The sequence below is a fragment of the Stenotrophomonas aracearum genome, from assembly GCF_031834615.1.
Lineage (GTDB): Bacteria > Pseudomonadota > Gammaproteobacteria > Xanthomonadales > Xanthomonadaceae > Stenotrophomonas > Stenotrophomonas aracearum.
Map to the genome: position 1 here is coordinate 2,731,081 of NZ_CP115543.1, position 13,097 is coordinate 2,744,177.

The following is a 13,097-nucleotide window of genomic DNA, read 5'->3' on the forward strand; positions in this document are numbered from 1 at the left end:
GCACCCGCACCCGCACCCGCAGCCTGTCACAGCACTCAGCCGATGCCTCTGAAAATCCCACTGATCGGCGTGTTGAGCCCGTAATCGCACTGCACGCCCATCGACTGCGCCACCGTCGCCCATATCCGCTCGATACTGACCTTCTTGCCCATATAGTCCTCTCTGTCGCCTTGATCCCCGGCATGCAGGAAGCGACCGGTGTTGCTGTTGCCTACGTTCAAGCCATGCGACTTGGTGCCACCGATCATCACCATCGGCAGGTCATGACTCGTCTCGGGCCGGCCGTCGGCCAACTCACTGGTGACCACTACCAGGGTATGGTCAAGCAGCGAATCTTCCGGAACGTCCGGATCCTGGTGGCGCGCCAGATCGTCCAGCAGCGCCTTCAGACGATTCACATACCAGATCCGCGACTGCTGCCACAGGATTCGCTTTTCCACCGGACCGCTGCCGCGATTCAGATGCGCAGCCTCATGCGCGTTGTCGGTGAACTTCGGTCCGGTGCCGTCGCCGTAAGGGTCGAAGTAGATTGCCTGGTTTTCCGAACTGGCACCGATCTGGAAGGTCGCCACCCGCGTCGCACCGCAGGCCAATGCCGTCGCCAGTACGCTTGACGTGGCAGCCAGCACGTCGGCCCTTCGGCTGTAATCCGGGAGCCACGCCTCATCGAACTCGGGCAGTGTGGGATCGCAGCCGGGACCCGGCTCCACCGGGCCGCTGTCCAGATCGTTCTGCACCTGCTCGATGGCATCCAGATGCGACTCCAGCTTCTGCCGCTCGCGTGGAGACATGCCTTCCCTCAGTTCGCGCAGATCGGCCAGCGCCGGGTCGAACACGTGCTTTCCACCGCTTCTGCTTCGGCCGGCCTGGTCTGGGAACAAGCTCGCGAACAGCCGGTGCGGATTACTCTGCATGTCCCTGATCGACGTGCCTCCACCGGAGTAGGAGACCCGAAAATTGGGGTTATGCGTGATATGGCCACAGAACACCGCCTTCTGCGTGGCCGTATAGTTCGGAAGGCCCTGCCCGATGATGTGGTCGATGCTGGCGTGTTTCATCTGGCCATCGCGCAGAATGCTGGTCCACCCGTTATGCGCGATGAAGTTCGCGCTCAGCGCAGCACTGCGGATGTACAGCGAACGCGAACGATAGGCCTCCAGTTCGCTGCTTACCATCGCCAGCAATGGGTTCTCAACGTCCAGCCCCGGAAAACCGTAGCTTTCCTTGCCGACTTCTTCATGCCATGGATGCCAGAGCTGTCGGTCGGCTGGATCGGCGGCGTCGTGGCCCGGTTCTTCGCCAGTGGTTTTCATCGTTCCCAGCCCATCGGCCAGGATCGCAAACACCACCTTGGGCTTTCCGCCCTGCAGCGCACCCTTCAACTCGCGACCGTCCACCGCCCAGCGCGCCAACGATGCACGATTGAGGTAATACGCGCCTGCGCCCAAGGCGCCCAGGCCGCCTGCGGCAGCAAGCCCCAGCAATAATCTACGGCGGGAAATTGAGATGCTCATCGGGCGTTCTCCTGCTCCACCCTGCAGGAAATAACCACTGCGGTGTACAGGTTCTCAAACGCCGACGGAATGGCCGCTGCGCAGGTCTTCATGGGAGGTCCCCAACGTGAATTCGACCCCCGTTGAATTCAAATTCCACTGGCCGTGCACCGGCGCAGTGGAATTGGCCGCAGGTTGCGCCCGGTCCTATTAAGACCGGGTGAAGTCAGCCCTGCAGGTTGGGACCACCCAGGGTGAACGCATCGGCATCCAGCATCGCCGGGAAGCGTGCGCGGTGCGCGGCCAGTGCTGCAGCAGACACCGTAGTGGTCACCACCTGCTCGGTGCTGCGCACTTCGAGCTGCGGCTGGCCCAGGAAGTCGATCACCGCGCTGTCGCCGTCGTAGTGCAGCTCGTTGCCGTCCACGCCCACGCGGTTCACCGCTGCGACGTAGCACAGGTTTTCGATGGCGCGCGCACGCAGCAGCGTGCGCCACGGATACGCACGCGCCGAGGGCCAGTTGGCCACGAAGATCTGCAGGTCGAAGTCCAGGTCGTCGGCGCGTTCGACGTTGTAGCGATTGCGGCAGAACACCGGGAAGCGCAGGTCGTAGCAGACCAGCGGATTGATCCGCCAGCCTTTCCATTCCACGGTTAGGCGTTCGCTGCCGGCGGCGTAGCGCAGGTGCTCGTCGCCGTAGCGGAACAGGTGGCGCTTGTCGTAGTACTGCAGTTCGCCGTCCGGGGTCGCCCACAGCAGGCGGTTGTACACGCCCTCGCCTACCCGCAGCTGCACGCTGCCGGTCACTGCGGCGCCCAGCCGCGCGGCCTGCTCTCGGATCCAGGCCACGGTGGGGCCGTCCATGCCTTCGGCACGGAAGATGGCGTCGTTGGAGAACCCACTGGTGAAGGTCTCCGGCAGGATCACCACATCGGTTTGGCCTGCCAGCGGCGCCAGCAACGCGGCGTAGTGTTCGCGGTTGCCTTCCGGGTCGTGCCAGCGCGTGTTGCCCTGGACCAGGGTGATGCGCAGGTCGGGGCGGAGCTCGGCGGTCATCAGAGCACCTTCAGGCGTTCGATCGCCGCGTCCATGGTGGCATCGTTCTTGGCAAAGCACAGTCGCACGATGCGCTGGCCCTGCGGCGGCGTTTCATAGAACGGCGACAGCGGAATCGCGGCCACGCCCTTTTCGATGGTCAGCCACTTCACGAACTCATGGTCCGGCAGGTCGCTGACGTCCGAATAATCGACCAGCTGGAAGTATCCGCCCGGCACCGGCAACGGTTTCAGCCGGGTGCCCAGCAGCTGCTCGCGGAAGCGGTCGCGCTTGGCCTGGTAGAACGCGCCCAGCTCGAGATGGTGTTCCGGTTCGTCGCGGATCATTGCGGCGAACCCGTACTGGGCCGGGCCGAAGCTGGTGAAGGTGTTGTACTGGTGCACCTTGCGGAACTCGGCGCTCAGCGCCGGCGGCGCCACCGCGTAGCCGATCTTCCAGCCGGTGCAGTGGTAGGTCTTGCCGAAGCTGGAGATGACGAAGGTGCGCTCGCGCAGTTCCGGGTAGCGCAGCGCCGACTCGTGGCGGCGGCCGTCGTAGATGATGTGTTCGTACACTTCATCGGAGATCAGGTAGATGCCGGTGCCGCGCAGCAGGTCGATGATGGCCTGCATGTCGTCGGCGTCGAGCATCGCGCCGGACGGGTTGTGCGGGGTGTTGACCATCAGCAGGCGGGTCTTCGGGGTGATCGCCGCGCGCACGCGGTCCCAGTCGACGCGGAAGCTCTGCGGGTCCAGCGGCACGTGCACGGCACGCGCGCCGGCCAGGTCGATGGCCGGCTCGTAGCAGTCGTAGGCCGGGTCCAGCACGATCACTTCCTCGCCCGGGCGCACCACGGCGTGGATGGCGTTGAAGATCGCTTCGGTGGCGCCGCTGGTGACGGTGATTTCGGTGTCCGGATCGACCTGCGCGCCGTACAGGTCCAGCGACTTCTGCGCGATGGCCTGGCGCAGTGGGGCCACCCCGGTCATCGGCGGATACTGGTTCAGCCCGCCCTGCATGGCCTTGATGGTTTCATCGATGAGCCGCTGCGGCGCGGAAAAGTCCGGGAAGCCCTGGCCCAGGTTCACGGCGCCGTGCTCGGCGGCCAGCTGGGACATCACGGTGAAAATGGTGGTGCCCACCTTGGGCAGCTTGGTCTGGATGGTCATTCGGACAGTCTAAACCGTACACTGGCGGGCATGCTCAATTCCCCGAATACCCCGCCGTTGCTGGTTGCCTCCGGCCTCGCCTTCAGCCGCAACGATGAACCGGTGTTCGGACCGCTCGACCTGCAGGTCGATGCGGGCGAGGCGCTGCTGGTGCAGGGCGACAACGGCGCCGGCAAGACCACCCTGCTGCGGGTGCTGGCCGGGCTGCTGCGGCCCGGCAGCGGGCAGATCCAGATCGACGGGCGCCCGGCCGGGCGTGCCGAGCGGGCCCGGTTCGTGGCCTACCTGAGCCACCTGCCCGGCCTGAAGCCGGACCTGGACACGCTGGAGAACCTGAACTTCCTGTGCGGCCTGCATGGCCGCCGCGCGCGGCAGATGCCGGGCAACGCGCTGGCCATCGTGGGCCTGGCCGGGTACGAGAACACCTTGGTCCGGCAACTGTCGGCGGGTCAGAAGCGACGTCTGGCGCTGGCCCGGATCTGGCTGTCGCCGGCCCCGTTGTGGCTGCTGGACGAGCCGTACGCCAATCTCGACCTGGATGGGATCAACCTGGTGAACCGGATGATTTCCGCGCACCTGCGCGGTGGTGGGGCGGCGCTGGTGACCACCCATGGGGCGTATGCGGCGCCGCCGGTGCGGACGCGCTTGCTCCAGCTGGGAGTGGCCGGGCAGCTTGCGGGCGATGACACGGCCGGGCAGAGCCCGGCGCCACGGGGGAATGCATGATCGCACCGGGTACCCAGCCGGGCCTGTGGCAGACCGCGCGCGCCTTGGCCGTGCGCGACCTGCGCCTGCTGTGGCGGCGCCGTGGCGATGCGCTGCAGCCATTGCTGTTCGCGCTGCTGGTGGTGGTGCTGTTCGCACTCGCGCTGGGCCGCGACCCGCCGCTGATGGCCAAGGTGGCCGCCGCCGTGCTGTGGCTGGCCGTGCTGCTGGCCGGGCAGCTCGCGCTGGACAGCCTGTTCCGCAGCGATGCCGAAGACGGCTCGCTCGAACAGTGGCTGCTGGCGCCGGTGCCGCTGGCCTGGCTGGTGCTGGTACGGGTGCTGGTGCACTGGGCCACCACCGCCCTGCCGATGATCGTGGTGAGCCCGCTTCTTGCCGAAATGCTGCATCTGCCACATGACCAATTGCCGATACTGCTGGCATCGTTGCTGCTCGGCACGCCGCTGCTCAGCCTGATCGGCGGCGTGGTTGCGGGGCTGACGGTGAGCATTCGGCGCTCTGGTATTCTCGTTGCGCTGCTTGCATTGCCGCTGTTCGTACCGGTGCTGGTGTTTGGTGCAGGCAGCGTGGCCGCCGCCGCGCGCGGACAGGATCCGGTCGGCGCGCTGCTGCTGCTCGGCGCCGGGCTGGTGGTCGCGCTGGTGCTGGCCCCGTTGGCCACCGCCGCTGCGATACGGATTTCGTTGAGTTGAGTTGTGTTTGCCGGTTCATAGCCCTCCGCTGGATAGCCATCGCCGCATGAATGCCCTCGTTCGCTGGTTCCATCAACTCGGTTCGCCGCCCACCTTCGACCGCTTCGCCTCGCGCTGGTCGCGGGTGTTCTACCTCGCTGCGATCCCGGTGCTGCTGATCGGCATGTGGCAGGGGCTGTGGGTGGTACCGGCCGAGCAGAACCAGAACGACGCCTTCCGCATCATCTACATCCATGTGCCCAGCGCGTGGATGAGCCTGTTCGTGTTCGCGCTGATGGCGCTGTATTCGGCCATCGCACTGGTCTGGCGGATCAAGATCTGCGAGATCCTGGCGATGGCGTGCGCGCCGATGGGCGCCGGGTTCACCCTGATCACCCTGCTCACCGGCAGCATCTGGGGCAAGGGCACCTGGGGCACCTGGTGGGACTGGGACCCGCGCATGACCAGCGAGCTGATCCTGCTGTTCCTGTACCTGGGCGTGATCGGCCTGTACCACGCCATTGAAGACCGCCGCAGCGCCGCGCGCGCGGCCGGCCTGCTGGCCATCGTCGGCGTGGGCCTGCTGCCGATCATCCGCTACTCGGTGGACTGGTGGGGCGGCCTGCACCAGCGCCAGTCGATCAACGTGTTCGGCGACAACGCGGTGCGCTCGGAACTGATCGCGCCCCTGTGGTGGATGGTGGTGGCTACCAAACTGTGGTTCGTCGGCTCGCTGCTGGGCAAGGCCCGCGCCGACAACCTCGCACGCGAGGCCGGCAAGGCCTGGGTGGCCGAACGCCTCGGCACTGCCGAAGGCACCGCACTGCAGGAGCCGTCCCGATGACCCATGTGCCCTTCCTGATCGCCGCCTATGCGGTGTTCGTGCTGGTCCTGGCCGCCGACCTGCTGGGTTCGCGGCTGCGCCTGCACGCGGCGCGCAAGCAGGCCCTGCAACGCCAGCAGCGGCAGCAGGCGCGCGACAGTCGCGGTACGACCGCCCCGTTGGGCACGGAGCTGAGCCGATGACCCCCGTGCAACGGCGCCGGCTGGTGTGGGTGCTGCTGGTGCTGCTCGCCTCCGGGCTGGCTACCACGCTGGTGGCCTTCGCGCTCCAGCGCAACATCGCCTACCTGTACACGCCCTCGGAAGTGCTGCGCGGCGAGCATGGTACGCAGTCCAACTTCCGCCTTGGCGGCATGGTGGTCAAGGGATCGTTCCAGCGCGCGGAAGGCTCGTTGGACGCGCACTTCGTGGTCACCGACGGCGACGCCACCCTGCCGGTGAGCACCTCGCGGATCCTGCCGGACATGTTCCGCGAAGATTCTGCCGTGGTGGCCTTGGGTCGCCTGCAGGACGGCGTGTTCGTCGCTGACGAAGTGCTGGCCAAGCACGACGAGAACTACATTCCCAAGGAAGTGGCCGACAAGATGGGCAAGGCGCACACCAAGCACGACGTACCGATGCCCGCCGTGGAGACCCGCTGAGTGCTGCCGGAACTGGGGCAGGTATTGCTGCTGTGCGCACTGCTGGCCGCCCTGCTGCAGGCGGTACTGCCGCTGTGGGGCGCGCAGCGCGGGCAGGCGGCGTGGATGGCGGTGGCCCGCCCGGCCGCCTTCGCCCAGCTGGTGCTGATCGCCGGCGCGTTCGTGCTGCTCACCGTCGCCTTCGTGCAGCAGGACTTCTCGGTGGCCTACGTGGCCGAGAATTCCAACAGCCTGCTGCCGCTGGCCTATCGCTATTCGGCGGTGTGGGGCGCGCACGAAGGCTCGCTGCTGCTGTGGGTGCTGGTGTTGGCGCTGTGGGGCGGCGCGGTCGCGCTGTGGTCCAAGCGCCTGCCCGACACCGTGCGCGCGCGCGTGCTAGGGGTGATGGGCGTCATCAGCCTGGGCTTCATCGCGTTCCTGTTCTTCACCTCCAACCCGTTCGCGCGCCTGCTGCCGGCACCGCTGGAAGGGCGTGACCTCAACCCGCTGCTGCAGGACCCCGGGCTGATCATCCACCCGCCAATGCTGTACGTGGGTTACGTGGGCTTTGCGGTGCCGTTCGCGTTCGCCATCGCCGCGCTGCTCGACGGCCGCGTGGATGCACGCTGGCTGCGCTGGACCCGGCCGTGGACAAACGTGGCCTGGGGCTTTCTCACCCTCGGCATCGCACTGGGCAGCTGGTGGGCGTATTACGAACTGGGCTGGGGCGGCTGGTGGTTCTGGGACCCGGTTGAGAACGCGAGCTTCATGCCGTGGCTGGCCGGTGCGGCATTGATCCATTCGCAGGCGGTCACCGAAAAGCGCGGCAGCTTCGCCAGCTGGACCCTGCTGCTGGCCATCGCCGCGTTCGCGCTGTCGCTTCTCGGCGCGTTCCTGGTGCGCTCGGGCGTGCTGACCAGCGTGCATTCGTTCGCGGCCGATCCCTCGCGCGGTGCTTTCATCCTGGTGTTCCTTGCCCTGGTGGTCGGCGCGGCGCTGCTGCTGTACGCGTTGCGCGCCGGTGCACTGGGCAGCGACGATCCGCGCAGCGGCTTCATGCCCACCTCGCGCGAAACCCTGCTGCTGGCCAACAACCTGCTGCTGGCCGGCGCCTGCGCGATGGTGCTGCTGGGCACCCTGTACCCGCTGCTGGCCGACGCGCTGGGACTGGGCAAGGTTTCGGTGGGACCGCCCTACTTCGGCACGCTGTTCATCGTATTGATGGCGCCGCTGGTGGCGCTGCTGCCGTTCGGGCCGCTGGTCAGCTGGCAGCGCGACCAGGCCTCGAAACGACTGGCGCTGCTCGCGCCGTGGGCCGTGTTTGCCCTGCTGCTCGGCGTGCTGGCCTGGTTCATGGCCCCGCAGGGCAAGCTGAAAGCCGCTGCAGGTGTTGCGGCGGCGGCCTGGGTTGCATTCGGCACTGCACGCTTTGTGTGGACGCGCCTGCGCGGCAATGGCCGCTTCAATGCGGAAATGGTCGGCATGCTGCTCGCGCACAGCGGCGTGGCGGTGTTCCTGGTCGGCGCGTTGCTGGTGGAAGCATTGAACGTGCAGCGCGAAGTCGCGCTGGCGCCCGGCCAGACCCTGGAAGTGAGTGGCTACACCCTGCGCTTCGAGGGCGTGGACCACCAGCAGGGCCCCAACTACGTCGCCGACCGTGGCCATGTGCGCGTACTGCACGGCGGCCGCGAGCTGGCGCTGTTGCATCCGGAAAAGCGCGCGTATGCCAGCGGCGGCCAGGTGATGACCGAGGCCGGCATCCATGCACGTGTGCGCGGCGACGTCTACGTAGCGCTGGGCGAGCCACTGGGCAACAATGCCTGGGCCGTCCGCGTCCATGTCAAACCGTTCGTGCGCTGGGTCTGGTTCGGTGCCCTGCTGATGGCACTGGGTGGCTTCGTCACCGCCGCCGACCGCCGCTTCCGTCGTTTCCAGGAGTAGTTCCGTGTCCGATCCCCGCCCCGCCTCCCGCCCGCTGCCGCCCGTGGCCATAGTCATCGGCGTGCTGTTCTTCTTCGGGCTGCTCGGGTTGATGGTGTACGGGGTGATGAAGTCCGGCGCGCCGGACCGCGACATCCTGCCTTCGGCGTTGATCGGAAAGCCGGCCCCTGCCTTCGATCTGCCGGTACTGCACGATCCCGACATCAAGGTCAGCAGCAACGAACTGCGCGGCGCGCCGTACGTGCTCAACGTGTGGGGCAGCTGGTGCGCGGCCTGCCGGGAAGAACACCCGATCCTGACCCGCTTCGCCGAAACCAAACGCGTGCGCGTGATCGGCTACAACTGGAAGGACGAACCGGCCGACGCGCTGCGCTGGCTGGAACAGCTGGGCAACCCGTTCGTGCTGGTGCTGACCGACATCGAAGGCCGCACTGCGATCGACTGGGGCGTGACCGCCGCGCCGGAGACTTTCCTGGTCGATGCCAGCGGCGTGGTGCGCTGGAAGTACAGCGGCGCGCTGAGCCAGCGCGTGATCGATACGCAGTTGTTGCCGGAACTGGACAAACTGGAGCGAGCGCATGCTCAGCCGCGTACTACGCCGCCGCCTGCGGAGTGATTCCGACGCTGCGTGCCGCACGACCAGCGGTCGTGCGCTACCGGTGTGGGTTGTCGCATTTTTCTTGATGGCGCCGCTGTTGGCGCTGGCGCAGGCCGTGTCCGACCCGACCCCGCTGCAATACCGCGATGCCGCGGAGGAAGCGCGCTTCCATGCGCTGGCCGCCGAGCTGCGCTGCGTGCAGTGCCAGAACCAGTCGCTGGCCGACTCCAACGCGCAGATCGCGCACGACCTGCGTCGTGAAGTGCTGACGCTGATGCAGCAGGGCCGGAGCGACGCAGAGATCAAGCAGTTCCTGGTGGATCGCTACGGCGAGTTCGTGCTGTACCGCCCGTTGATGGACACCCGCAACAGCGTGCTGTGGTTCGGGCCACTCGTGCTGGTGCTGGCCGGTGCCGGCGTGCTGTTCTGGGTGGTGCGGCGTCGCAGCCGCCAGGTACAACCGATGGGCGACAGCGAGGAACGCTGGTGAGCGCGTGGATGCAGGTGATTGCCGGGCTGTGCGCCGCAGTGGTGGCCATGGTGGTGCTGTGGCCGTTGCGCCGCAGTGGTCGGCGTGGACCGTTCCTGGCCGCGGTGATCGCCCTCGGCGTGGCCGGGGTGGCGCTGTACATGCTGGTGGGCACGCCGAAGGCGATGGATGCCGTGGCCGAACCGGGCCCCGCATCGCTGGAACAGGGCGTGCGCGAGCTGGAAGCCGCGTTGGCGCGCGAACCGCAGCGTGCCGATGGCTGGGCCCTGCTGGGTCGCTCGGAACTGGCGCTGGGCAACACGGAAAAGGCCAACCAGGCGTTCGCGCGTGCGGTGGGCCTGGCGCCGGATGAAGTGCCATTGCTGGTGGAAGCCGCGCAGGCGCGCGCCCAGGCTGACCCGTCGAAACGTTTCGACGATGTGGCCCTGCAATGGCTGCGCCATGCCCAGCAGGTCGATCCGAGCAGCGAGCGCGCCGGTTGGTTGATCGGCATCGCGCAGCGCCAGCGTGGGCAGGATGCGGAAGCGGCGGCGACGTGGGAAGCGTTGCTGCCGCGCCTGGAACCGGCTGCGGCGAACGCGCTTCGGGAGCAGATTGCGGTTGCGCGGAGCAAGGCGGGAGACTCGCCTGCCCCGGTGCCGGCCGAACCCCGCGCCAAGGCATTGAACATCTCGGTGACGCTGGGCAAAGGCATCGACAAGGCCACGTTGCCGGCGGACGCCACCGTATTCGTCATCGCCCGCATGCCCAACGGCCCACCGATGCCGGTAGCGGTGCAGAAGCACCGGCTGGCCGACCTGCCGCTGCAGGTCACCCTGGGCGACGGCGACAGCCCGATGCCGACGGCGAAACTGTCGTGGCTGGAGGAGGTCGAAGTGTTCGCCCGGATCTCCGCCAGCGGCCAGGCGAACCGGCAGGAGGGAGATATCGATTCGCCGGTAGTGCGAGTGAAGCTGCCGCATGACGGCAGGGTCGAGATAACCCTGTAGAGACACGCCATGCGTGTCCCACGTGGTGCCGGATACCCCTTGGGACACGCATGGCGTGTCGCTACGCGCCTGCACACACCATTCCAACCGCCCGCACGGCACCCCCACCCACCCCGGGTAGAATGCCCGCATGACCGAATTCATCCCGCCCGGCACCCGTTACCACGCCCTGCCCTCGCCGTTCGCGTTCAAGCGCGGCGGGGAACTGCTCGGCGGGCACGTGGCCTTCGAAACCTGGGGCACGCTCAACGCCGATGCCAGCAATGCCGTCCTTATCGTCACCGGCCTCTCGCCCGACGCGCATGCGGCGGCCAATGATGCCAACCCGGCACCGGGCTGGTGGGAAGGCATGCTCGGCCCGGGCAAGGCGATCGACACCGACCGCTGGTTCGTGGTGTGCGTGAACTCGTTGGGCAGCTGCAAGGGCTCCACCGGGCCGGCCACGGTCAACCCGGCCACCGGCGAGCTGTACCGCCTGCAGTTCCCGGAACTCTCCATCGAAGACGGCGCACGCGCCGCTGTGGACGTGGTGCGTGCATTGGGCATTACCCGGCTGGCCTGCGTGATCGGCAATTCCATGGGCGGCATGACCGCGCTGGCGGTATTGCTGCTGCACCCGGGCATCGCCCGCAGCCACGTCAACATCTCCGGCAGCGCGCAGGCGTTGCCGTTCTCCATCGCGATCCGCTCGCTGCAGCGCGAAGCGATCCGGCTGGACCCGCAGTGGAACGGCGGCCGCTACAGCGACGAGCATTACCCGGAATCGGGGATGCGCATGGCGCGCAAGCTGGGCGTCATCACCTACCGCTCCGCGCTGGAATGGGACGGCCGCTTTGGCCGCGTGCGACTGGATTCGGACCAGACCGACGACGATCCGTTCGGGCTGGAGTTCCAGGTGGAAAGCTACCTTGAAGGCCATGCGCGTCGCTTCGTACGCTTCTTCGATCCCAACTGCTATCTGTACCTCAGCCGCTCGATGGACTGGTTCGACCTGGCCGAATACGCCGACGGCGACGTGATGGCCGGGCTCGCCACCATCAAGGTGGAGAAAGCACTCGCCATAGGCGCCAACACCGACATCCTGTTCCCGGTACAGCAGCAACAGCAGATCGCCGACGGCCTGCGTGCCGGCGGTGCCGACGCACAGTTCATCGGGCTGGACTCGCCGCAGGGCCACGACGCCTTCCTGGTCGATTTCGAGCGCTTCGGCCCCGCCGTGCGCACGTTCCTGGACGCGCTCTGAGCCATGCGCCAGCAGGGGAAGCTATGCGAGTGGAACGATGCGCGCGGCTTCGGCTTCGTGTGGTGGGTGTGCATCCTGCGGTAGGGTCGCATCCCAATCGACCACCGACACCTGATCCGCGTTCTGTTGTGGCATGAACATCGGCGGGGAATGCGCTCTCTTTGACGAAGGTCATGCGTTACAGAACGTTGCACCGCTATCGGCGGTCGTTTGGGAACCGACCCTACCGATGATTGCGTGCTTCACTGCGGGCCGGTGTCGATGCGCCGTGATCCGTGGCCCGCGCCCAACCTCCTGCCTACTCCCGTCCCCCTCTGCACATGACGAGCACACGGCGGGGCCGCGACCTTTACCAATGCTTCGGCACAGTGGAACCTCCCTGATGCAACGGAGTTCCCGCCGATGGCCGTGCCCAATTACCCCAAGCCGCCGTTCAAGACCCAACAGCAGACCTTCCCCGGCAAGACCGACAAAATGGATCCGCGCCCGGATCACGGCGAAGACAGCTACGAAGGCCACGGCCTGCTCAAGGGCAAGAAGGCACTGATTACCGGCGGCGACAGTGGCATCGGCGCAGCAGTGGCCATCGCCTACGCCCGCGAAGGTGCGGACGTCGCCATCGCTTTCCTGAAGGGCGAAGAGAAGGACGCGGCCTCCATCGGTGCACTGATCGAGAAGGCGGGCCAGAAGGCCGTGCTCGTCCCCTGCGACATCAGCGACGACGCGCAGGCGAAGGCGCTGATCGAAAAGGTGGTCGCCGAACTCGGCGGCCTCGACATCCTGGTCAACAACGCCGCCTACCAGCGCTACTACGAGTCGTTCGATGACATCACCCTGGATGACTGGCGCAAGACCTTCGAAACCAATGTCCACGCGGTGTTCAACCTCACCCGACTGAGCGTGCCGCACCTGGAGGACGGCGGTTCGGTGATCAACACCGCGTCGGTGAATTCGAAGAAGCCCACGCCGAACATCCTGCCCTACTCCGCCACCAAGGGCGCGCTGGCCAATCTCACCATCGGCCTGGCCGGCCTGCTGGCCGAGAAGGGCATCCGCGTGAACGCCGTCCTGCCGGGTCCGATCTGGACCCCGTTCATCCCCGCCGGCATGGCGGCCGAGGAAGTCGCACAATTCGGCAGCCAGACCCCGTTTGGCCGCCCGGGCCAGCCCGCCGAGCTCGCCTCGGCTTATGTGATGCTTGCCGCCGACGGCGCCAGTTACACCTCGGGTGCGCTGCTGACGATTTCCGGCGGCGCGGTCACCCTATAGGGCGTGTTG

14 protein-coding genes are annotated in these 13,097 nt (G+C 67.0%); 11 read left to right on the forward strand and 3 right to left on the reverse strand.

Annotated features, from left to right (window positions below):
• Positions 1–35: 35 nt before the first annotated feature.
• From PDM28_RS12415 to PDM28_RS12425, 3 genes are all read right to left on the reverse strand, one after another.
• Complete coding sequence (locus PDM28_RS12415) at positions 36–1,514, reverse strand: DUF1552 domain-containing protein (RefSeq protein WP_311182253.1); 1,479 nt, start codon at positions 1,512–1,514, stop codon at positions 36–38.
• 205 nt (positions 1,515–1,719) lie between these two features.
• Positions 1,720–2,550, reverse strand: a complete 831-nt coding sequence (locus tag PDM28_RS12420) for an amidohydrolase (protein WP_311182254.1) — start codon at positions 2,548–2,550, stop codon at positions 1,720–1,722.
• The gene (locus tag PDM28_RS12425) at positions 2,550–3,698 is read right to left on the reverse strand and encodes a pyridoxal phosphate-dependent aminotransferase (RefSeq protein ID WP_102944645.1); all 1,149 of its coding nucleotides are present in this window, start codon (positions 3,696–3,698) and stop codon (positions 2,550–2,552) included. The genes PDM28_RS12420 and PDM28_RS12425 overlap by 1 nt, the downstream gene beginning before the upstream one ends.
• A 30-nt stretch (positions 3,699–3,728) precedes the next feature.
• Between PDM28_RS12425 and ccmA the strand changes: the two genes are divergently transcribed.
• From ccmA to PDM28_RS12480, 11 genes are all read left to right on the forward strand, one after another.
• On the forward strand, positions 3,729–4,424 hold the full coding sequence (gene ccmA / locus PDM28_RS12430) for a heme ABC exporter ATP-binding protein CcmA (protein ID WP_311182255.1): 696 nt from the start codon (positions 3,729–3,731) through the stop codon (positions 4,422–4,424).
• A complete protein-coding gene (gene ccmB / locus PDM28_RS12435; protein WP_311182256.1) occupies positions 4,421–5,116 on the forward strand; it encodes a heme exporter protein CcmB in 696 nt (231 codons plus the stop codon). The genes ccmA and ccmB overlap by 4 nt, the downstream gene beginning before the upstream one ends.
• A 46-nt stretch (positions 5,117–5,162) precedes the next feature.
• The gene (gene ccmC / locus PDM28_RS12440) at positions 5,163–5,939 is read left to right on the forward strand and encodes a heme ABC transporter permease CcmC (protein WP_311182257.1); all 777 of its coding nucleotides are present in this window, start codon (positions 5,163–5,165) and stop codon (positions 5,937–5,939) included.
• Positions 5,936–6,121, forward strand: a complete 186-nt coding sequence (gene ccmD / locus PDM28_RS12445; protein ID WP_311182258.1) for a heme exporter protein CcmD — start codon at positions 5,936–5,938, stop codon at positions 6,119–6,121. The genes ccmC and ccmD overlap by 4 nt, the downstream gene beginning before the upstream one ends.
• Positions 6,118–6,579 (forward strand): cytochrome c maturation protein CcmE, encoded by a 462-nt coding sequence (ccmE, locus tag PDM28_RS12450; RefSeq protein ID WP_311182259.1) that lies wholly within the window; start codon positions 6,118–6,120, stop codon positions 6,577–6,579. The genes ccmD and ccmE overlap by 4 nt, the downstream gene beginning before the upstream one ends.
• Entirely contained in the window at positions 6,580–8,499 is a 1,920-nt protein-coding gene (locus PDM28_RS12455) for a heme lyase CcmF/NrfE family subunit (protein ID WP_311182260.1), read from the forward strand.
• 34 nt (positions 8,500–8,533) lie between these two features.
• Entirely contained in the window at positions 8,534–9,115 is a 582-nt protein-coding gene (locus tag PDM28_RS12460) for a DsbE family thiol:disulfide interchange protein (protein ID WP_425507667.1), read from the forward strand.
• A 67-nt stretch (positions 9,116–9,182) separates the two neighbouring features.
• Positions 9,183–9,587, forward strand: coding sequence for a cytochrome c-type biogenesis protein (locus tag PDM28_RS12465; protein WP_311182262.1), 405 nt, complete (start codon positions 9,183–9,185; stop codon positions 9,585–9,587).
• Positions 9,581–10,576, forward strand: coding sequence for a tetratricopeptide repeat protein (locus tag PDM28_RS12470; RefSeq protein WP_311184686.1), 996 nt, complete (start codon positions 9,581–9,583; stop codon positions 10,574–10,576). The genes PDM28_RS12465 and PDM28_RS12470 overlap by 7 nt, the downstream gene beginning before the upstream one ends.
• A gap of 130 nt (positions 10,577–10,706) precedes the next feature.
• A complete protein-coding gene (gene metX / locus PDM28_RS12475) occupies positions 10,707–11,819 on the forward strand; it encodes a homoserine O-acetyltransferase MetX (RefSeq protein ID WP_311182264.1) in 1,113 nt (370 codons plus the stop codon).
• 402 nt (positions 11,820–12,221) lie between these two features.
• Positions 12,222–13,088, forward strand: coding sequence for an SDR family oxidoreductase (locus PDM28_RS12480; protein WP_311182265.1), 867 nt, complete (start codon positions 12,222–12,224; stop codon positions 13,086–13,088).
• The last annotated feature ends 9 nt before the right edge of the window (positions 13,089–13,097 follow it).

Bases quoted from the DNA above. Each gene is read 5' to 3' on its own strand.
- PDM28_RS12415 (WP_311182253.1), bottom strand. From the start codon at position 1,514: ATGAGCATCTCAATTTCCCGCCGTAGATTATTGCTGGGGCTTGCTGCC.
- PDM28_RS12420 (WP_311182254.1), bottom strand. From the start codon at position 2,550: ATGACCGCCGAGCTCCGCCCCGACCTGCGCATCACCCTGGTCCAGGGC.
- PDM28_RS12425 (WP_102944645.1), bottom strand. From the start codon at position 3,698: ATGACCATCCAGACCAAGCTGCCCAAGGTGGGCACCACCATTTTCACC.
- ccmA (WP_311182255.1), top strand. From the start codon at position 3,729: ATGCTCAATTCCCCGAATACCCCGCCGTTGCTGGTTGCCTCCGGCCTC.
- ccmB (WP_311182256.1), top strand. From the start codon at position 4,421: ATGATCGCACCGGGTACCCAGCCGGGCCTGTGGCAGACCGCGCGCGCC.
- ccmC (WP_311182257.1), top strand. From the start codon at position 5,163: ATGAATGCCCTCGTTCGCTGGTTCCATCAACTCGGTTCGCCGCCCACC.
- ccmD (WP_311182258.1), top strand. From the start codon at position 5,936: ATGACCCATGTGCCCTTCCTGATCGCCGCCTATGCGGTGTTCGTGCTG.
- ccmE (WP_311182259.1), top strand. From the start codon at position 6,118: ATGACCCCCGTGCAACGGCGCCGGCTGGTGTGGGTGCTGCTGGTGCTG.
- PDM28_RS12465 (WP_311182262.1), top strand. From the start codon at position 9,183: ATGGCGCCGCTGTTGGCGCTGGCGCAGGCCGTGTCCGACCCGACCCCG.
- metX (WP_311182264.1), top strand. From the start codon at position 10,707: ATGACCGAATTCATCCCGCCCGGCACCCGTTACCACGCCCTGCCCTCG.
- PDM28_RS12480 (WP_311182265.1), top strand. From the start codon at position 12,222: ATGGCCGTGCCCAATTACCCCAAGCCGCCGTTCAAGACCCAACAGCAG.